The 19,648-nt window shown below is 41.4% G+C and carries 17 protein-coding genes and 1 riboswitch; of the genes, 16 read left to right on the top strand and 1 reads right to left on the bottom strand.

The window, feature by feature from the left end:
* The first annotated feature begins 69 nt into the window (after window positions 1-69).
* The 13 genes from sufB to QT711_RS10115 all read left to right on the top strand — a co-directional run bounded on the left by sufB (window position 70) and on the right by QT711_RS10115 (window position 14,094).
* A complete protein-coding gene (gene sufB, locus QT711_RS10055) occupies window positions 70-1,467 on the top strand; it encodes a Fe-S cluster assembly protein SufB (RefSeq protein WP_317943929.1) in 1,398 nt (465 codons plus the stop codon).
* Between the two features lie 311 nt (window positions 1,468-1,778).
* A complete protein-coding gene (locus QT711_RS10060; RefSeq protein WP_317943931.1) occupies window positions 1,779-2,321 on the top strand; it encodes a 5' nucleotidase, NT5C type in 543 nt (180 codons plus the stop codon).
* A gap of 118 nt (window positions 2,322-2,439) precedes the next feature.
* A complete protein-coding gene (locus tag QT711_RS10065; RefSeq protein WP_317943932.1) occupies window positions 2,440-3,336 on the top strand; it encodes a MurR/RpiR family transcriptional regulator in 897 nt (298 codons plus the stop codon).
* Entirely contained in the window at window positions 3,333-4,085 is a 753-nt protein-coding gene (locus QT711_RS10070) for an MBL fold metallo-hydrolase (protein WP_317943934.1), read from the top strand. The genes QT711_RS10065 and QT711_RS10070 overlap by 4 nt, the downstream gene beginning before the upstream one ends.
* The gene (locus QT711_RS10075; protein ID WP_317943936.1) at window positions 4,075-5,628 is read left to right on the top strand and encodes an ABC transporter substrate-binding protein; all 1,554 of its coding nucleotides are present in this window, start codon (window positions 4,075-4,077) and stop codon (window positions 5,626-5,628) included. The genes QT711_RS10070 and QT711_RS10075 overlap by 11 nt, the downstream gene beginning before the upstream one ends.
* 12 nt (window positions 5,629-5,640) lie before the next feature.
* Window positions 5,641-6,585, top strand: coding sequence for an ABC transporter permease (locus QT711_RS10080; protein WP_317943938.1), 945 nt, complete (start codon window positions 5,641-5,643; stop codon window positions 6,583-6,585).
* Entirely contained in the window at window positions 6,586-7,392 is an 807-nt protein-coding gene (locus QT711_RS10085) for an ABC transporter permease (RefSeq protein ID WP_317943940.1), read from the top strand.
* Window positions 7,393-7,405: 13 nt separating this feature from the next.
* A complete protein-coding gene (locus tag QT711_RS10090) occupies window positions 7,406-8,416 on the top strand; it encodes an ABC transporter ATP-binding protein (protein WP_317943942.1) in 1,011 nt (336 codons plus the stop codon).
* Window positions 8,376-9,356 (top strand): ABC transporter ATP-binding protein, encoded by a 981-nt coding sequence (locus QT711_RS10095; RefSeq protein WP_317943944.1) that lies wholly within the window; start codon window positions 8,376-8,378, stop codon window positions 9,354-9,356. Before QT711_RS10090 ends, QT711_RS10095 begins: the two co-directional genes overlap by 41 nt.
* Window positions 9,353-10,192, top strand: coding sequence for a metallophosphoesterase (locus QT711_RS10100; protein WP_317943946.1), 840 nt, complete (start codon window positions 9,353-9,355; stop codon window positions 10,190-10,192). The genes QT711_RS10095 and QT711_RS10100 overlap by 4 nt, the downstream gene beginning before the upstream one ends.
* Before the next feature lie 806 nt (window positions 10,193-10,998).
* Entirely contained in the window at window positions 10,999-11,859 is an 861-nt protein-coding gene (locus tag QT711_RS10105; protein WP_317943948.1) for a DUF72 domain-containing protein, read from the top strand.
* 3 nt (window positions 11,860-11,862) lie between these two features.
* On the top strand, window positions 11,863-12,687 hold the full coding sequence (locus tag QT711_RS10110; protein WP_317943949.1) for a sulfite exporter TauE/SafE family protein: 825 nt from the start codon (window positions 11,863-11,865) through the stop codon (window positions 12,685-12,687).
* 3 nt (window positions 12,688-12,690) lie between these two features.
* Window positions 12,691-14,094, top strand: a complete 1,404-nt coding sequence (locus QT711_RS10115; RefSeq protein WP_317943951.1) for a bifunctional metallophosphatase/5'-nucleotidase — start codon at window positions 12,691-12,693, stop codon at window positions 14,092-14,094.
* Between the two features lie 7 nt (window positions 14,095-14,101).
* Here the strand turns inward: QT711_RS10115 and QT711_RS10120 are convergent, their stop codons facing one another.
* Window positions 14,102-14,293, bottom strand: a complete 192-nt coding sequence (locus QT711_RS10120; RefSeq protein WP_317943953.1) for a hypothetical protein — start codon at window positions 14,291-14,293, stop codon at window positions 14,102-14,104.
* A gap of 5 nt (window positions 14,294-14,298) precedes the next feature.
* Here QT711_RS10120 and yunB point away from each other — a divergent pair, with 5 nt between their 5' ends.
* From yunB to QT711_RS10135, 3 genes are all read left to right on the top strand, one after another.
* The gene (gene yunB / locus QT711_RS10125) at window positions 14,299-14,979 is read left to right on the top strand and encodes a sporulation protein YunB (RefSeq protein ID WP_317943954.1); all 681 of its coding nucleotides are present in this window, start codon (window positions 14,299-14,301) and stop codon (window positions 14,977-14,979) included.
* A gap of 55 nt (window positions 14,980-15,034) precedes the next feature.
* Window positions 15,035-15,214: riboswitch (Lysine riboswitch) on the top strand.
* A gap of 145 nt (window positions 15,215-15,359) precedes the next feature.
* On the top strand, window positions 15,360-16,940 hold the full coding sequence (locus QT711_RS10130) for a Na+/H+ antiporter NhaC family protein (protein WP_317943956.1): 1,581 nt from the start codon (window positions 15,360-15,362) through the stop codon (window positions 16,938-16,940).
* 1,161 nt (window positions 16,941-18,101) lie between these two features.
* Window positions 18,102-19,643, top strand: coding sequence for a sodium-dependent transporter (locus QT711_RS10135; protein ID WP_317943958.1), 1,542 nt, complete (start codon window positions 18,102-18,104; stop codon window positions 19,641-19,643).
* Window positions 19,644-19,648 lie beyond the last annotated feature (5 nt).

Raw genomic sequence — 19,648 nt, forward strand, 5'->3', positions numbered from 1 at the left:
AAGTCAACAAACTGTCAAACTGCTTGTCTTGACAGGCAGTTTGGCAAATGAAAGAACGGAGGAATAATGATGGCTAAAAAAATGCCTGAAATTGGCGATTACAAATATGGTTTTAGTGATAAAGACGTATCTGTTTTCCGTTCGGAACGTGGTTTGACACGTGAAATCGTTGAAGAGATCTCAAAAATGAAAGAAGAGCCTCAGTGGATGTTGGACTACCGTCTTAAATCCCTTGAACTTTTCTACAATATGCCAATGCCACAATGGGGCGGAGATTTGAAATCGCTCAACTTCGACGAAATTACGTATTATGTAAAACCTTCCGAAGCGACAGAACGTTCATGGGATGAGGTTCCTGAAGAAATCAAGCGTACGTTTGACAAATTAGGGATTCCTGAAGCAGAACAAAAATACCTTGCGGGTGTTTCTGCACAATATGAATCTGAAGTTGTCTATCACAACATGAAAGAAGAACTTGAAGACATGGGTATCGTCTTCAAAGATACAGATTCTGCCCTTCGTGAAAACGAAGAATTGTTCAAGCAATATTGGGGTACGGTCATTCCGAACTCTGACAACAAATTTGCGGCATTGAACTCAGCTGTTTGGTCTGGTGGATCATTCATCTACGTACCACCGGGCATTAAAGTAGATACGCCGCTTCAAGCATACTTCCGTATCAACTCGGAAAACATGGGTCAATTCGAGCGTACACTTATTGTCGTTGACGAAGGCGCAAGCGTTCATTACGTTGAAGGGTGTACAGCACCTGTATATACGACGAACTCTCTTCACAGTGCGGTCGTTGAGATCATCATTAAAAAAGATGCATATTGCCGTTATACGACTATCCAAAACTGGGCAAACAACGTCTATAACCTTGTAACAAAACGTGCTGTATGTGAAGCAAACGCGACAATGGAATGGATCGATGGCAACATCGGTTCAAAATTGACGATGAAATACCCTGCATGTATCTTAAAAGGCGAAGGCGCACGTGGAATGACTCTTTCCATCGCGCTAGCTGGTAAAGGACAACATCAGGACGCAGGTGCAAAAATGATGCACTTAGCACCAAATACATCATCAACAATCGTTTCTAAATCCATTTCCCAACATGGTGGGAAAGTAACATACCGTGGAATTGTCCACTTCGGTCGCCGTGCAGATGGCGCACGTTCTAACATTGAATGTGACACACTCATCATGGATGACCTGTCGACTTCAGACACAATTCCATACAATGAAATCCTAAATGACAACATTTCACTTGAGCACGAAGCAAAAGTCTCCAAAGTTTCCGAAGAACAGCTCTTCTACTTAATGAGCCGTGGTATCGGTGAACTAGAAGCAACAGAAATGATCGTCATGGGCTTCATCGAGCCATTCACAAAAGAATTACCAATGGAATACGCAGTTGAAATGAACCGCCTCATTAAGTTCGAGATGGAAGGTTCAATCGGATAATTGTATTAAAACCTTGTCACATCAATATTTGTGGCAAGGTTTTTTTGTGTGAATTAATAGTAAAAACGTAACGTAAAGCTTTAATGGCAAGTTTTATAAAGTCGGTAGGTATTCAATCTCTTATGAAATCATAAGTAACATGAAAAAATGTTGGTCAATAGCATACTGCCTACCACATTGTGGACTGTATACAGATAAATTAACTCACTTTGTGAGAATGATAAGGTTACGTAAAGATTGTGTAAAAAGTGAGGGGATCTGAAAATAGTAGAGTATACTCGGGAGGATAAAAGAAGAAAGAGGGGATTGTTATGAGAAGAATTGCTGTGGATATGGATGAGGTACTTGCGGACTTTACGCAGCAAGTACTCGATGTATTAAATAAAAAAACAAATCAACGCTATACACGTGCTCATTTAAAGGAATACTCGATTGAAAAATTATACCCGAATGAATTGGACTATCTAGTAGAACAAATCCATACGGATCATTTCTTTCGTACTATGCAAGTAATTGAAGGGAGCCAAGTCGTATTAGAGCGACTCAGTAAACATTATGAAATTGTCATTGCGACAGCAGCGATGGAAGTGCCGAATTCATTCGCTGCCAAGTTTGATTGGTTACGTGAAAATTTCCCATTCTTAGATCCGAATTTGTTTATCTTCTGTGGCAATAAAAAAGTCGTCCAAGCCGATTATTTAATCGATGATAATATCCAACAGTTGACTCGCTTTGAAGGGCGAGGGGTAATGTATACAGCAATGCAAAACATTGAACTTGCTTATGATGTCCGTGTGGATAATTGGCATGAAGTTGAGATGTATTTCATGGAAGAGTTAAGTGTAAAAGCGTAAATAACCTAACAACAGAGCTCAGGTTCTGTTGTTAGGTTATTTTTTTGAAATGGTGTATTCCCTTCAAAAATACCTAAAAGGTGGATTTTCTTCATGAGATTTTTACAAAGATACCGTAATGGATTTACATTCATGTCTTACAGTAGAGATGAAAGGAGGGAGTCGTATTTCCTCATTAATTGAGAAATTAGAACACCCGGATGTGGAATGGAGTAGGTCGCAAAAAAATATCGCAACATTTATCTTGCAACATTTACAAGAATGTAGTTTTTTAACTGCTCAACAAATCGCTAATCGAACAAAAGTTAGCGAAACGACGGTGCATCGGTTTGCAAAGCAACTCGGGTTTGACAGTTTTTTATTGATGAAGCAAGAACTACAATTTTTAAATCAACACAATCGAAAAGTGATTACAAAACTGATGAAGATGACAGAAGTCCCTGTTGAATCTTGGTTGTTTAAACATTTCATGACAGAAGTTGATAATGTGATGACGACTGGACAACAGATGAAAGAACCTGATGTTCAACAAGCTGCTAGTGATTTGTTGGGAGCGAGTCATATCTATGTCGCTGGTTGGCGAATGGGGCAAGCAGTAACGAGTTATATGAGTTATCTGTTGCGCTATACACTCGGCCGAACGACTTTCATCCCAATTGGGGACATTCCTGAATATGTAGATGTCTTTCAAGCGGAGGACGTGTTGTTCGTCAGTTTTTATCCGAGATATTGCCCGCACACTTTATATGTCATACGGGAAGCGAAACAGAAAGGGATGACAGTTATCGTTTTGACGGATCAACTCGCGTCTCCTGCAGCACCTTATGCTGATATACAGTTTACGTCACGCCAAGAATCAACATACTTTTTAGATTCTTATACGGGGGCACTTTCGATTTGCCACGCAATTATGCATGCGATTGCGCAACAAGACTCCTCCCGATTAGTCAAAAAGATTGAATCGATGGAACACCAATTTCAAAGGTATTACGAGGTAGATGGGGGAATATCATGAAAGTCACGATCATCGGAAGATGGGGAGCTTACCCAGCAAAAGGAGAAGCAACCGCTTGCTATTTAGTAGAGTGTGACGATTTAAAGATTCTGATTGATGTGGGAAGTGGAAGTTTGTCTCAACTCGGAACATTGATTGATCTAGCAACAATTGATGTAGTATTCGTCAGTCATATCCACGCGGATCACATTGCAGATTTGATGACGCTCCAATACGCTGCACTTGTGGATACCCAATTAAAGCGAAGAAAGAAGAAACTACAAGTATTTCTCTATGATCCAGAGGCAAGTATATCATTTGAATTTCCCGATGTGATTGAAAGACATCCATTACAACCCTCGTCAAAAGTAGTGTTGAAGGAATTAAACTGTACATTTTTCGAAACGAATCATAACGTGCCTACACTTGCCATGCGATTACAATGGAAAGGTCAAGTGTTCGTTTACACGGCAGATACCGCTTATTGTGAAAAATTAGCGCAGTTTGCGAAAGGGGCAGACATTTATCTGACAGAGTGTAGTTTTTATGCCGCTCAGCAGTCGATTGCATCTACACATTGTACGTCAAGTGATGTGGCGAAAATGATGAACATTGTCAAAGCGAAACAAACAATTCTTACACACTTGCCACATTATGGGGAACAAAAATTATTAATAGAAGAAGTGAAGCAGCTTACAAATTACGCAGCACAATTAGCAAAACCATTTATGACAATGACGATTAAAGGAGAAGTGAATCATGCGCTTTAACCAAACATTCGTATTTATTATTCTTTCAGCTTTACTAATTCTTACAGCTTGCGGGTCAAAAGATGTGGGCAATAATGATTCATCAAAAACAAACAAAGAACAAACTTCTGCACCAGGTGAACGACAAGTTTTGCGTATTTCAATGGCTACTGAAGTAGATAATTTAGATCCTTATCAATCAGCAGCAACGGATACAGGTTCAATGATGGACAATGTATTTGATGGATTATTTGATACAAATGAAGCGGGCGAATTAGAGCCGCGTTTAGCGACAGACGTAGTCGTCTCTGAAGATGGACTCACGTATACATTCACGTTAAGAGAAGGAGTTACATTCCATAACGGTGCAACATTTACTGCTAAAGATGTCGTGTATTCTTATGATCGTTTAGCTGGTTTAACTTCAGGTGAACCACTCTCGTCAAAGTTTTCAGTCATATCCTCGATAGAAGCGAAGTCAGACACAGAAGTGGCAGTCGTGTTAAAAGAAGTGGATTCATCATTTTTAGCACGTAACATCGTTGCGATTTTACCAGAAGGTTATGAAGAACAATCGACGAAACCGGTTGGTGCTGGTCCATTTTCGTTCAAACAGTATGATGCGGGTCAACAATTAGTACTAGAGAAAAACGAAAACTATTACTTAACGGACCGTGTGCCAACTGTTGACGAAGTACAGTTTAAAATTATGCCAGATTCAGAAGCTGCATTGCTTGCATTACAAGCTGGAGATATCGATGTAATTCCAGGTATTTCTGAGTTAGGTATTCAACAATTAGGTGATGCGATTGACGTCGTTTCAGGACCGCAAAACATGGTGCAATTAATGGCGATGAATAATTCATTTGAGCCTTTTACAAACGTAAAAGTACGCCAAGCTATCAATCATGCAATCGATAAAGATGTCATCATTCAAACGGTAGCTGAAGGGAAAGGGACGAAATTAGGTTCAAACTTTAGCCCTGCAATGGATTTCTTTTTCCAAGAAGGATTAGAAAATTATTATCCGCATGATATCGAGCAAGCGAAAAAACTCCTTGAAGAAGCTGGCTATCCAGAAGGATTTTCATTTACGTTAACGGTGCCATCAGAATATCAATTCCATGTAGATACAGCTCAAATATTGGCGAGCCAGTTAGCGGAAGTCGGAATTTCTGTAAGTATTGAGTCGATTGAGTTTAGTACATGGTTAGAACGCGTGTATTCAAATGCGCAATATGAAGCGACGGTCATCAGTTTTACAGGGAAATTAGATCCGTTTGAAGTAGTCGGCCGTTTTGTGAGTGATTATACGAAAAACTTCGTGAAGTTTAATGATCCTACGTTTGATCAAGCCATTCAATCAGCTCTTGCGACGACTAATGAGGACGAGCGTGCGGAGTTTTATAAAAAGGCACAGATGATATTGACAGAACAAGCAGCAAGTGTTTTCATCATGGATCCAGATCGTTCAATCGGTATGCGAAAAGGAATTTCAGGTTTTAAAATGTATCCGATTCAAAAATTCAATCTTGAAGATGTGACAATATCAGATAAGAAATAAGGAGTTTAGCCATTGAAACGACTAACTTATAAATTGTTGTCATCTATTCTTACGTTGTTTATCGTCACATTGCTGATTTTCTTCATGTTTCAAGTGTTACCAGGAAATCCAGCACAAATCATTTTAGGGATTGATGCTGATGAAGCGCAAATCAAGCAACTTGAACAAAAACTAGGATTAGATGAACCGCTCACGACCCGTTATATGCAGTGGGTACAAGGAATTTTTACGGGTGATTTGGGAGAGTCGTTGAAGTACCAAATGTCAGTGATGGATGTGTTAAAGCAAAGAGTGCCTGTCACTCTAGCTTTAGCACTGTCATCACTTGTTATAACGGCTTTAATCGCCTTGCCACTCGGTATGTTTATCGCAATGAAACAAGACAAATGGTACGCCTTTGTAGTAAATCTCTTCACTCAATTAGGCATCGCAATTCCATCATTTTGGTTTGGTTTTTTGCTCATTTATTTGTTTGGTGTGAAGTTAGGGTGGTTCCCGACATTTGGATATACTGCATGGAGTGAAAATCCGATGCGAGCAATCCAGTCGTTTATTTTACCAAGTATTGCGATTGCAGTATCAAATATTGCTGTCGTTACCCGTTATTTAAGAAATACCATACTCGATCAGACGACGATGGATTACGTTCGAACCGCGAAAAGTAAAGGGGTAAAAGATCATCAGGTGATGTCTCGTCACATCGTAAGAAATGCATTCATTCCTGTGTTAACGATTATGGGAATGATTGTGGCGGATACGATTGCAGGAAGTATTATTATCGAAAATGTATTTGCTTTACCAGGTTTAGGGAATTTATTAATTCAGTCGATTACGAGTCGAGATTTTCCGTTAATTCAAGCACTCGTTTCGTATATTGCGATATTTGTAATCGTCATTAATATTGTTATCGATTTGCTTTACCGCATCATCGATCCAAGAATAAAGAAGAAAGGTTGAATGCGTGTGAAGAAAAATCTTTCACTACAAATCGGTTTTGTGCTTGTAGGATCACTCACCTTACTCATGTTGGTCAGTTTGATATATACGCCGTATGATCCTAACCAAATGTTTCCTGATGAACGGCTTCAACGACCGAGCATGCAACATTTGATGGGCACGGATAACTTCGGGAGAGATATACTGAGTCGTGTCATGGAAGGCGCGCAGACAGCGTTTTTAATAGGATCCATGTCGGTAGCGATAGGCTTATCTTTTGGATTGGTACTCGGATCGATTAGCGGTTATTTTGGTGGGTGGATCGATGAGCTCATTATGCGATTGATTGACGCGATGATGGCGTTACCTGGAATTTTATTTGCGATCGTTCTGGTAGCAGTCTTTAGCCCAAGCTTAACGATTACGATTATAGCAATTGGTCTTATGAGCATTCCTTCATTTACCCGAATCATTCGGTCAAGTTTCGTGCAAGCGAAGGAATTTGACTATGTGAAAGCGAGTAAAGCGAAAGGGGCATCGCATGTCCGCCTCATGTATCACCATATTTTGCCGAATAGTTTATCGCCAATTATTGTGGCGATTACATTAAGTTTTTCGAGTTCAGTTTTAGCGGAATCCGGCTTAAGTTATCTTGGGTTAGGTGTACAGCCCCCTTTCGCGAGTTGGGGCAGAATGTTAAAAGAAGCTCAACCATTCATTGCAGCTACACCTAGTTATATCATCATTGTAGGCGGAGTCATTACATGTATGGTACTCGGTTTTAATTTATTGAGCGATGGAATTCGTGACGCAAATGCTAGAAAATGAAAGGAGTTTATCGATGACCCAACCGTTATTTGAGATGATCGATGTAGATGTAGCTTTTCACTTGAAAGACGGCTCGTATAAGGCGTTAGATGGGATTTCATTGGAAATTGAACCGAATGAAATTGTTGGAATTGTAGGTGAGTCTGGTTGTGGAAAGAGTTTAACTTCATTGACGATGATGAATTTACTCCATCGGACCTCAGAACGTACTGCAGGTACAATGCGATTGAAGGGTAATGTGTTAGACGAGCAAACAGATTGGCATCAAATTCGTGGAAATGAAATGGCAATGATTTTTCAAGAACCGATGACCGCCCTCAATCCTCTGATGACGATTGGTAAGCAAATGACTGAAAGCTTAAAACAACATACGAATCTTTCTAAAATTGAACGACAAGAGAAGGCGTATGCAGTGATGCGTGAAGTCGGTTTATCTCGAGTGGAAACGTTGTATCGTTCCTACCCACACGAATTATCTGGAGGCATGCGTCAACGGGTAGTCATTGCGATGGCTTTAATTAATGAACCTGATTTAATCATTGCGGATGAACCGACAACTGCTCTCGATGTAACGATTCAAGCACAAATTTTACATGTGTTCAAATCCGTGATGACAAAACGCCAGTCTTCACTTGTATTTATTTCTCATGATCTAGGTGTCATTAAAGAAATTTGTGACCGTGTCATCGTTATGTATGCAGGAAGAATTATTGAAACAGGGACTGTAGAAGATGTCTTCAGTCAACCCAAACATCCGTATACAAAAGGATTATTACAAGCGATTCCTACTTACAGTAAAAGGGGTACTCCTTTATATACAATCCCTGGCACAGTCCCACCTCTCCAAGATAGAAAGAATGGCTGTCTTTTCGTTGACCGTTGTGGAGAGCGTATGCCTCAATGTATCGTCGATCGCCCATTCACTACTGGAGAACATGGTCATTATGCTAGTTGTCATCTTATGTATGAGGAGGATGGTGTAAATGCCGTTGATTCAACTCGAAAATGTCCACAAAACATTTGATGTTCCTCAGCAGTCCTTTTTTGAGAAAAAGAAAGTTGTACATGCAGTAAATGGCATTCATTTAACGTTAGTTGAAGGTGAATCCTTTGGTGTAGTCGGGGAATCGGGGTGTGGAAAGTCAACGACAGGTCAACTAATCGTGCGTTTACTAAAACCGACCGAGGGATCTATTACGTATAAAGGAAGAGATATAGCGACCATGAATCGGCAGGAAATGAAGCAGTGGCGCAAGGAAGTACAAATCGTCTTTCAAGACCCATACTCATCTCTGAACCCTCGTAAAACAGTATTTTCAATTGTAGAAGAACCTTTACGTATTCATCGTCTAGGAAATGCAGAACAACGAAGCGAGAAAGTAAGCCGCGTGTTACAAGATGTAGGCATTGACGAAAGCTTTTTTCAACGTTATCCACATCAGTTATCAGGTGGACAACGACAGAGGGTAGCGATTGCGAGTGCACTTGTTTTGGATCCTTCATTTATTGTCATTGACGAAGGCGTATCTGCACTGGATGTTTCCGTTCAAGCACAAATATTAAACGTTCTCAAAAAAATTCAAAAGCAATATCAATTGACGTACTTATTTATTTCTCATGATTTGAATGTCATCCAATATTTTTGTGATCGTATAGCTGTAATGTATTTAGGCGAAATTGTAGAGATTATAGAGCGAGATAACGTTGGAAAAACACCTGTTCATCCTTATGCAAAAGCATTGTTTTCTGCTATTCCACAAGTGGATCAAAAAGGAGCATTAACATTGCTTGAAGGTGAAATCCCAAGTCCTATCGATTTACCGTTAGGTTGCAAATTTAGTACACGTTGCCCATACATGCAGGAAACTTGTTTACAGAAATCGCCTACGCTTGACCCGTTAGCTAACGGGAATGCTGTTCGTTGTCATTTTGCTTCCTCGATTCAGAAAGGAGACATACAATGAGAATAGGTGTAATCTCAGATTTACATATTGACCAACGTGAAAATTCGGACCTGTTATACGCTAGCTATCTAGCACAGCTCGTTAAACTTGCCGGACAACAGCAGCTAGATTGCTTAGTAATTGCAGGAGATATTAGCAATGATAGTCAACTTACTTTAAAATTTATCAGTGATTTAGATAGTCGCTTGCGCTGTCCAATTCGTTTTGTTGCGGGAAATCATGACCTTTGGACACTCGCTGACAAAGAGAAAAATACGGAACAAATTGCTGCCCGACTTCAGGCGGATCCACGTTCCTTACAAAATAGACCGTATGTGTTAAATGACGAATGGGCAATAATCGGGCATAGCGGATGGTACGACTATTCGTTTGGCAATCAATTCACTACGCACGAACAGTTTTCACAAAAACAGTACAATGGTAGAACATGGAAGGATCATCTTTATATTGACTGGAACATGACAGATGAAGAAGTAGTAGAACAGAGTTTGATTCAACTCCAATCAGATTTTGAACAAATCGGGGATCGACAGGTAATTTTATGTCTTCACATGGTTGCAACAGATGCCTTTATCGTGCCTACGCCGCACCCGGTGTTTGATTATTTTAATGCATTTTTAGGAAGTAAACGTTATGCTGAATGGATTGAATCACGTCCTTCGATTCGTTATATACTTAATGGCCATGTACATTATAGAAAAAGATTCACGAAACATGAACAGACCTACATCTGTGCTTGTTTAGGAAATGAATCAGAATGGCAGTCGTCTAGTTTAGAAAAGGAACTACAATCCGCTTTTCAAGTGATCGATTTAGTTGACGGTTTAGTGTTGTAGTCATAGTTGAGCAATAGATAGGTGTTATGTAAAATCAATAGATACTTGTATTTGGACGAATCGTCAAAGAAAGAATAGAAAGGTTGAACAACCGCATTTCAAATGGTACGTAAGGTGTAAGGTGTGTGAGAGGTCGGCTAATCAATAATGATTAGCCTCCTACTCGATTTTTGATGAAAAAGCAAGTTCACAAACAGGAGATGAATGGTTTTTAGATGGACCAAGGAGCAACACCAAACGGCTACTAAGATGTTTGAGCAAGTGCTTAATTGGTCAAAAGCGATTTAGCGCGACTGTTTGCACCAAGTCATGAACATACCCGCGAACCTATATCCAACCAGCCACTTACTCGTAGTAAAACACCTTTCTTTGAAAATGCCACATATTTCACGAAAGCCGATAGATTTCATTCAAACGTCACATGCTCATGCCCTAAACTTGCATCTACCCCAAACATGCTTCTTCTCATGAACAACGCGGCATACTTCTGCCGAACGCCGCATAACTCCGCCAAACGCGGCATACTTCTCCGAAACGCCGCATAACCCCGCGAAACGCGGCATACTTCTCCGAAACGCCGCATAACCCTGCGAAACGCGGCATACTTCTCCGAAACGCCGCATAACCCCGTGAAACGCGGCATAACTCCGCGAAACGCCGCATAACTCCGCCGAACGCGGCATATCCCCGGCGAATCGCCACATAACCCGGCGAATAGCCCAGCCCAATGCAAAATAACAGAAGTACCAACTCCTCCTATGATATGATGACACTATTCATTCAAAAAAACGAAACGGGGGATTGACGTGATTCACATCGGATTGACAGGGTGGGGCGACCATCCGGATGTCTATCATCCTTCTTCCAGCGCAAAAGAAAAATTACAAGATTATAGTGCACACTTTCCAATCGTTGAGCTAGACGCTTCGTTCTATGCAATCCAACCCGAACGCAATATCCGCAAATGGATTGCTGAAACACCTGAAACCTTTCAGTTTGTCGTGAAGGCATACCAAGGGATGACAGGGCATCAACGCGGGGAATTACCTTATGAAACACCTGAAGAAATGTTCGTCCAGTTTAAACGATCTATCGAGCCATTACGTGAAGCAGCTAAACTGGCTATGATTCTCGTGCAATTTCCACCATGGTTCGATTGCAAACGCGAAAATGTCGAGCAACTCCGCTTCATCAGGCACCAATTGGAAGGGTATGATGTCGCCATCGAATTTCGCCACCAGTCGTGGTATACAGAAGCCATGCGCGAAAAGACCCTCACCTTTTTACGCGAACATCACTTCATCCATTCAGTGTGCGACGAACCTCAAGATGGAGAAGGGAGCGTCCCACTCGTAGCTGTTTCAACACGAAAAGATAAAGTGCTCCTTCGCATTCATGGCCGTAACGTAAACGGATGGCGCAATCGCACAGGCAACAATGAAGCATGGCGAGAAGTGCGGTATTTATACGATTATTCACATACAGAACTAATGGAAATCGAGCAGGCGATCCGTCAATTAGGAAACGAAACGGAGCACGTATACGTCATTTTCAATAACAACTCAGGTGGTCATGCAGCTGAAAATGCAAAACGCCTTCAAAAAATGATGGGCATCGACTTCCAAGCGCTCGCACCTAAGCAGCTCGACATCTTTGAGGAGGAATAAGAAGTGGCATATATATTATTAGCATTGATTGGGGCGATTTCCGGCATTATGGGTTCGATTGTCGGCCTTGGTGGTGGAACGATTCTTGTCCCATTAACATTATTAATCGGTATTGATTTAGGACTCATTCCAGGAATCACCCCTCAAAGCGTCGTCGGCATTTCCGTCATCATGATGATCTTCAATGGTCTATCTTCAACGCTCTCACACGTAAAAGTGAAAACAATTGATTACCGGACAGGCTGGATCTTTTTTGCAGGCTCTATTCCCGGAACAATGATCGGCGCTTTTGTGAATAAAGGACTGGATTTACCATCCTTTAATTTGTATTTTGGAATTCTACTACTCGTCCTATCTATTTTATTGCTAGCAAGGAAATACTTAAAACCCATCCACTGGTTTGTCGATCGAGGCAAGCAAATGACATTCGTTGACCAACACGGGGAGTCACATGTGTATGGTTATCCGATATGGTTTGCACTCATTCTCACATTTACAATCGGTTTTACATCTGGATTATTCGGCATTGGTGGCGGCACGATGATTGTCCCAGCACTCATTTTGTTATTCTTATTTCCTCCACATGTTGCTGTCGGTACATCGATGTTCATCGTATTCCTATCTGCTATCGTCAATTCAATCACTCATATTTCCCTCGGTCATGTACCATGGTTGTATGCGTTAGCAGTCATACCAGGTGCCTATATTGGCGGAACAATCGGTACGATGTTGAATAAAAAAATGGATTCGGATACATTGGTGCTCGTGCTACGCATCATGTTATTGTTGTTCGGATTACGATCAATCTATGAGGGGATTTGGGGATGACCAATGGAACAATTTGTAGAAAAAATCCACATTTATCATACAAATGATCTTCATAGTCATTTCGAAAGCTGGCCACAGATTAGCCGCTACCTTCTTACACAACAAGCAATTCATGCAAACGCTTCGGAAACGAGTTTCCGTTTTGATATCGGCGATCACGTCGATCGTTCCCATCCATTTACAGAAGGAACGGCCGGAAAAGGCAATGTGGCGTTGCTGAACAGCGCAGGGTATGACGCGGTGACAATTGGCAATAACGAAGGCATCACGCTATCTAAAAATGCATTGAATACACTTTATGAAGGTGCGGATTTTGACGTCATACTTTGTAATCTAGTCGAAACTGACGGGTCCATTCCAAAATGGATGAAGCTGTACAAAATTTATAGCACCGTCGAGGGGACTCGCGTTGGCGTTATCGGAGCGACAGCGATGTATACGGATTTTTATTCAAAACTAGGCTGGCACATTCATGAACCACATGCCGCTCTGAAAGCAGTCGTCGAAAAAATTCGTCACGAAGTGGATATCCTCATTTGCTTATCTCATTTAGGTGTGAATGAAGATCGATTACTCGCCGAAGTGTGCCCTGAAATTGACGTCATCCTCGGAGCACATACGCATCATTTATTCCCTGAAGGCGAACTTGTCCATCATTCACTATTAGCAGCGACCGGGAAATTCGGGCAATACGTCGGGCGTGTAACGCTAGAAGTGGACACAAAAAGCAATCGATTGCTGAAAAAGGAAGCGACCGTTATCCCAGTAGGAGATTTGGCTTCTGGAAAAGATGATGTACACGAAGTGAACGGGTTACTAAACGCTGGTCAAATCGCATTGGATGAAAAAGTATTCTTCATTGAAACACCTTTGAAACAGCAGTTGTTTGCGAATAGTTCGTTAGCTACTTTTTTTGGTCAAGCGCTCCTCGCCTATACACATGCGGATTGTGCGATGTTTAATGCGGGCATATTTTTAAGAAGCCTTGAACAAGGGTGGGTAACAAAGCGTCATCTACACGAGTTACTCCCTCATCCGATCAACGTTTGCGTAGTAACATTGCGCGGTGAAGAGTTGCTGCGTGTTTACCACACTGCACAAAACGAGCAATGGCCGCAGTTGGAAATTAAAGGACTCGGTTTCCGCGGAACACTTATGGGCAACATGATCTTTGAACAATTAGCCATGAACGGGGATGGACACTTGCTGGTCGGCAGTGAAATCGTTCAAACAGACCATATATACCGATTGGCCACACTCGATATGTTCACATTTGGTTACTTCTTTCCGATGCTGAAAGATGTTGAAAAAGAGTATGTAATGCCTGAATTAATTCGCGATATTATGGCTTGGTATGGCAAACGTGAAATGATGGAATCACTTGGATTGCTTGAAGAAAATGAATAAAAGTCTTTTAGAATGAACCACTCTTTTCATGCATAAGATTATGTAGGAGGAGTGGTTTTGAGATTTCATGGGCAATCACCCCGAAAATTTCATAGGCGGTCAAGGCGTCTTCAACGACAATATCCCCGCCACTATAACCGTGAACCAAGGCGCAAGCGTCGTTGGTTTCCGATTCTTTTTCCTGCATTACTCCTAACAATCGGCATGTTTTTGTACATCGTCAATTCAAAACTAACCCCCATCTACATTCAGTATGCAGAAGTCCAAACCGAGAAAATTGCCGCTTATGTCATCACACAAGCGATTAAGTCCCGCTCGACAGATATGTATGATGTGAATGAAATTATTGAAAATGTACCGACAGACTCACCTGGAATGGTGACAAATACATTTAACACTGAAATCATTAGCAAGACGATGGCAGAGATACAAACTCTTGTTGAAGCGCATTTAGAGCTTGCTGAAAGAGGCGACTTGGAAATGTTGCCGCTAAGTGAGGATATCGAATACGATCCTGAAGAAATGGAATCATATGGAGGCGTCGTATTTTTCGTACCGATGGGGCAGGCGACAAATATCCCCCTTATTGGTAACTTGGGACCTAAAATCCCGATTCGTTTTCACGTCATTGGCGATGTTCAAACGACGATAAAACATGAAATTGAAGAATTTGGAATTAATAATGCCATGGTGACTGTGAATGTCGTCGTAACGGTAAATGTTCAAATTATCGTCCCATTAGCGACAACGAAAAGCACGGTGCAACAACAGATTCCAGTTGCTATCGGTTTAATTCAGAGCCCAATCCCTCAAATCTATAGCAAAGGGGATGTCAGTGCTCCGCAAGTCGAAGTACCCTATCCGGGAGTAAATGGAAAAGAGTAAGAGCTACTTGTAATCTGACGTGTAACCTGTTATTGTTGTAGAACAAGAGGAACACCGATTAGGTAGAGGCTGCATGACTTAAGAGTAATAGGCGCAAGATTGGCATCTAAGACCGTCTATGAAAGGAAGTTTTGCCGAAATATGAATGAGGATTGCCGATCCGTTCATATTGGGGTCATTTCGAACAGGGATGACACTGTCATGTATTTTTACTACATGATGAGCTACAGATCGTACGTTAGATAAAGTCACCGAAGATTATCCAACAAACGACATGTAGAAAAGCCGATGCCTAGCACACAAACGTGTAAGGGCATCGGCTTTTTATTTCCCCCTACTTGTTCTTCAATGATAAATAAGAAATTGAGGAGGAAAATAGTATGATAGGTACATGGGTTTCAATCTTACCACCACTGATTGCGATTGTGATGGTATTAGTAACAAAAAGGGTTTTATTATCGCTAGGATCGGGCATTTTAACTGCCGCATTATTGGTAGCATCCTTCGGTCCAGTAGACACATTGAAAAACATTTGGTCCGCTCTAACAGTATCTTTTTGGGACGGTGGAGCACTTAATACGTACAATATTTTCATCATGGTCTTCATCTTATTCCTAGGCATTATTACAGCGTTTGTCAGCTTGTCAGGTGGCAGCAGAGCGTTTGCTGAATGGGCAGTCCGTCGAATTAAAACAAGAAGAGGCGCAAAACTGTTGACCATTATTCTTGGTATCCTCATTTTTGTGGACGACTATTTCAACGCATTAGCTGTTGGCCAAATTGCTCGTCCAATCACAGACAAGCACAAAATATCAAGAGCGAAATTAGCATACTTCATCGATTCAACGTCAGCACCGATTTGTGTCGTGTCACCAATATCTAGCTGGGGAGCATTTTTAATTGGCCAATTAGCGCTAATTTTGGGCACTACGGCTGCTGTAAATTATTCACCACTTTCAGCATTTCTTATGATGGCACCGATGAATTTCTATGTTATCGCTACATTAGCGATGGTCTTCTTCTTTGCTTGGACGAATATTGACTTCTTTGAAATGAAGAAACACGAAGACCGTGCACAGAAAACGGGCGAATTATTCGACCCGGAAAAAGAAATTCCGGGGCAATTAAAAGAAGATTTTCCTGAGCATGGATACGGTCATGTAAGAGATTTAATCGCTCCAATTGTGACATTAATTGTCGCGACGCTCGGTATGATGGTATGGACTGGTTACCGTGCAAGTGACTCTCTAAGCATTTGGGCAATTTTCGAGAACACCGATGTACCTTTATCATTAGTAACAGGTGGAACAATTGGAACAATATTAGCCGCAATTCTTTACATTGCACAAATGGGACGGAATGAGACGGCGTCTTATACATTGGTCGGCAAAGCATTTACGACAGGAATCAAAGCGATGATGCCAGCAATCCTAATTTTAGTGTTAGCATGGGGCTTGACACACTTAATCGGCATTTTAGAAACAGGTCCATTCTTATCGAGTGTTGTTGAGCAATCGAACATTCCGGTAAACTTCTTGCCAGTTATCATGTTCGTCCTAGCAGGTCTCATGGCGTTTTCTACAGGAACATCATGGGGATCATTTGGGATTCTATTACCAATCGCCGGGACAATTATGACAAACGCAGCACCAGAGTTATTGCTTCCAGCATTATCTGCTGTTCTTGCAGGCGCTGTATTTGGTGATCACTGTTCACCTATTTCCGATACGACGATTCTTTCTTCGACGGGAGCCGGATCCAATCATATTGATCATGTTGCAACGCAGCTACCATACGCACTCATGGCAGCAACCGTCGCAACAATCGGCTACCTCATCTTAGGCGTGACGGGCTCCGTATGGATTGGCCTCGTCGTCGTCATCTTACTCATTATCGCTTTGTTCGCATTCTGGACATCGCGCAATAAAAGAGTAGTAGAACAACCAACAGTCGTTGAATAAACACATAACAATAGTAGCTAAAATGGAACTGACTTTGTTCAGTTCCATTTTTGTTGAATTCTAATGGAACTTCTATCTATATCTGGTTCCATGTTCCGGGGGAAAGTGGGACTATTGAGACATCCAATCCATTTCAAAGCCTCACCGAATGGAAATTTGTCTCTCTGGCGTAATGAGCAATGGTTTAAAGGCAAACTGCGAGGAATTTTAAAGCTACGGTGTCATAAAACGAACAATAATGACTTGCTCTTAGAAAGTCACACAGGTCTCTCGTCATTAAACACGGTTTAAAGACACGCCAGCAGTAGAATCCCCGGCTCGGTGTCGATAAACGGATATATCGACACGTTAGCAAGAGAATCCCCGGCTCCGGCGTCGATAAAGGGATATATTGACACGTTAGCAGAAGAATCCCCCGCTCCGGCGTCGATAAACGGATATATCGACACACCAGTAGTAGAATCCCTCGCTCCGGCGTCGATAAACGGATATATCGACACGCCAGCAGAAGAATTTCTCGCTCCGGCGTCGATAACCGGAAATATCGACGCGCTAGCGGTAGAATCCCCGGCTCCGACGTTGATAAACGGATCTATCGACACGCTAGCGGAAGAATCCCCGGCTCCGGCGTCGATAAACGGATATAACGACACGCCAGCAAGAGATTTTCGCACTCTAGTATCAATAAACGCACTTTAATGGACATCGTTTAGTAATCAGAACACCCCAGCGTCATGAAACCCCTTCGAATACACATCATCAAGAAAATCCCCGGCTACAAATCAGTAAGACACAGGCTATAAAAATATCTCACCCAACTCATCAACCTCAACTTAATAGCGATCAGCATTTCCGGTGATAAGCAAAACAATTTCCTTCAATCGTCGAACTGAATGAATATTCAAGGAAAAGCACACATAAATTCTAGTATGATGAAAAAGTTCGAAGCCTTGAAATAGTATACAAGAATAGTAAAACTTTCGAAAACGCGACAAAGTAACGATTGAGTAGTGAGTGAAAGGTACCATTTCGGGTGTCGAAGTTATTTAATAAAAAATATTTTGACAACGTTACCTAAGACGTATATACTATGTTTATGATTATATAATAATCAGAAAATACCAAAGTATTACAAGACTCTATTAGAAAGGGGAGCTTTAAATGGCACAGCGTTCGCAATGGGGTACACGAGCTGGTTTTATTATGGCAGCTGTCGGATCTGCTGTCGGGCTAGGAAACATCTGGCGTTTTCCATACGTTGCGTATGAAAACGGTGGAGGGGCATTTTTCATACCTTATTTATTTGCATTATTAACCGCAGGTATCCCAATTTTAATTATGGAATTCACGATTGGGCATAAGTATCGTGGATCTGCACCATTATCTTTCTTCCGTATGAAAGGGAAAGGGGCAGAGTGGATTGGTTGGTGGGGCATCTTTGTTTCATTTGTCATTTCGACATATTATGCTGTAATTATTGCCTGGGCAATGAAATACTCTATTTACTCCTTTAATTTAACATGGGGAGATGACACTGGAGGATTCCTCTTCGGTGATGTTTTGAACTTAGCGGATAATCCGGGTGAAGTCGGAGGGCTTGTACCAGGCGTATTCCTACCTTTATTACTCGTATGGGTAATCGCTTTTGTTATTCTTTTAGCAGGCGTTAAACGTGGCATAGAATTGGCCAACCGAATTTTCATTCCGACGTTAGTCGCCGTGTTTTTGTTAGTCGTTATCCGAGCTGTTACATTGGATGGTGCAGCATTAGGACTGGATGCTTTCTTTAAACCGGATCTGAGTAAACTAGCTGATTCAACCGTTTGGGTAGCAGCTTACGGTCATATATTCTTTAGTCTTTCCATTGCATTTGCTATTATGATAACGTACTCAAGTTATTTACCTAAAAAATCAGATATTACAAACAATGCGTTCATTACGGGATTTGCGAATTCAGGTTTTGAATTATTAGCGGGTATTGGGATCTTTGCAGCACTAGGATTCATGGCAACTCAAGCAGGAGAACCGGTCTCAGAAGTGGCTTCAGCTGGTGTTGGATTGGCATTTGTTGTGTTCCCGAAAATCATTAATGAAATGCCGGGCATGAATGGAATCTTTGGATTCTTATTCTTCTTCTCATTAGTGTTAGCAGGTCTTACTTCACTCATCTCCATTTGTGAGACATACATTGCGGGATTATCTGAGAAGTTCAATATTTCACGACGAAAAGCTGTTCTTTTCGGTGCAGGATCTGCTTCCATCATTTCAATCTTGTTTGCTACACGCGGAGGACTATACTTCTTAGATGCTGCAGATTACTTCATTAACCAATTCGGTGTTGCGGCAATTGGTCTCGTGGAAGTGTTCTTGATCGCTTGGGTATTCAGAAAGCTCAAAGTGTTCGAGAATCACGCAAACGAAATTTCGGATATTAAAGTCGGTTTGCTTTGGAGAATCTGTTTAACATTTGTGACACCAATCGTCCTTGGTTACATGATGTTTGATTTACTACGTATTAATCTGATGAAATTGCATAAAGACAGCGAAGGCAATATTATCGGCAACTACGAAGGCTATCCAGATGCATTCATTTTCCAAAGTGGTTGGATGGTAGCGTTGTTTGCAATCGTCATGGCCATCATCTTTACAATGATGAAATGGAATAGAAATACGATCGATTCCACAGACTACGATAATCGATAAGGAGG

Source organism: Sporosarcina saromensis, assembly GCF_033253735.1.
GTDB lineage: Bacteria > Bacillota > Bacilli > Bacillales_A > Planococcaceae > Sporosarcina > Sporosarcina saromensis.

Excerpts from the sequence above, each read along its gene's own strand:
- sufB (WP_317943929.1), top strand. The coding sequence starts at position 70 with ATGGCTAAAAAAATGCCTGAAATTGGCGATTACAAATATGGTTTTAGT.
- QT711_RS10060 (WP_317943931.1), top strand. The coding sequence starts at position 1,779 with ATGAGAAGAATTGCTGTGGATATGGATGAGGTACTTGCGGACTTTACG.
- QT711_RS10065 (WP_317943932.1), top strand. The coding sequence starts at position 2,440 with ATGGATTTACATTCATGTCTTACAGTAGAGATGAAAGGAGGGAGTCGT.
- QT711_RS10070 (WP_317943934.1), top strand. The coding sequence starts at position 3,333 with ATGAAAGTCACGATCATCGGAAGATGGGGAGCTTACCCAGCAAAAGGA.
- QT711_RS10075 (WP_317943936.1), top strand. The coding sequence starts at position 4,075 with ATGCGCTTTAACCAAACATTCGTATTTATTATTCTTTCAGCTTTACTA.
- QT711_RS10085 (WP_317943940.1), top strand. The coding sequence starts at position 6,586 with ATGCGTGTGAAGAAAAATCTTTCACTACAAATCGGTTTTGTGCTTGTA.
- QT711_RS10090 (WP_317943942.1), top strand. The coding sequence starts at position 7,406 with ATGACCCAACCGTTATTTGAGATGATCGATGTAGATGTAGCTTTTCAC.
- QT711_RS10095 (WP_317943944.1), top strand. The coding sequence starts at position 8,376 with ATGCCGTTGATTCAACTCGAAAATGTCCACAAAACATTTGATGTTCCT.
- QT711_RS10100 (WP_317943946.1), top strand. The coding sequence starts at position 9,353 with ATGAGAATAGGTGTAATCTCAGATTTACATATTGACCAACGTGAAAAT.
- QT711_RS10115 (WP_317943951.1), top strand. The coding sequence starts at position 12,691 with ATGGAACAATTTGTAGAAAAAATCCACATTTATCATACAAATGATCTT.
- yunB (WP_317943954.1), top strand. The coding sequence starts at position 14,299 with ATGTTTTTGTACATCGTCAATTCAAAACTAACCCCCATCTACATTCAG.
- QT711_RS10130 (WP_317943956.1), top strand. The coding sequence starts at position 15,360 with ATGATAGGTACATGGGTTTCAATCTTACCACCACTGATTGCGATTGTG.
- QT711_RS10135 (WP_317943958.1), top strand. The coding sequence starts at position 18,102 with ATGGCACAGCGTTCGCAATGGGGTACACGAGCTGGTTTTATTATGGCA.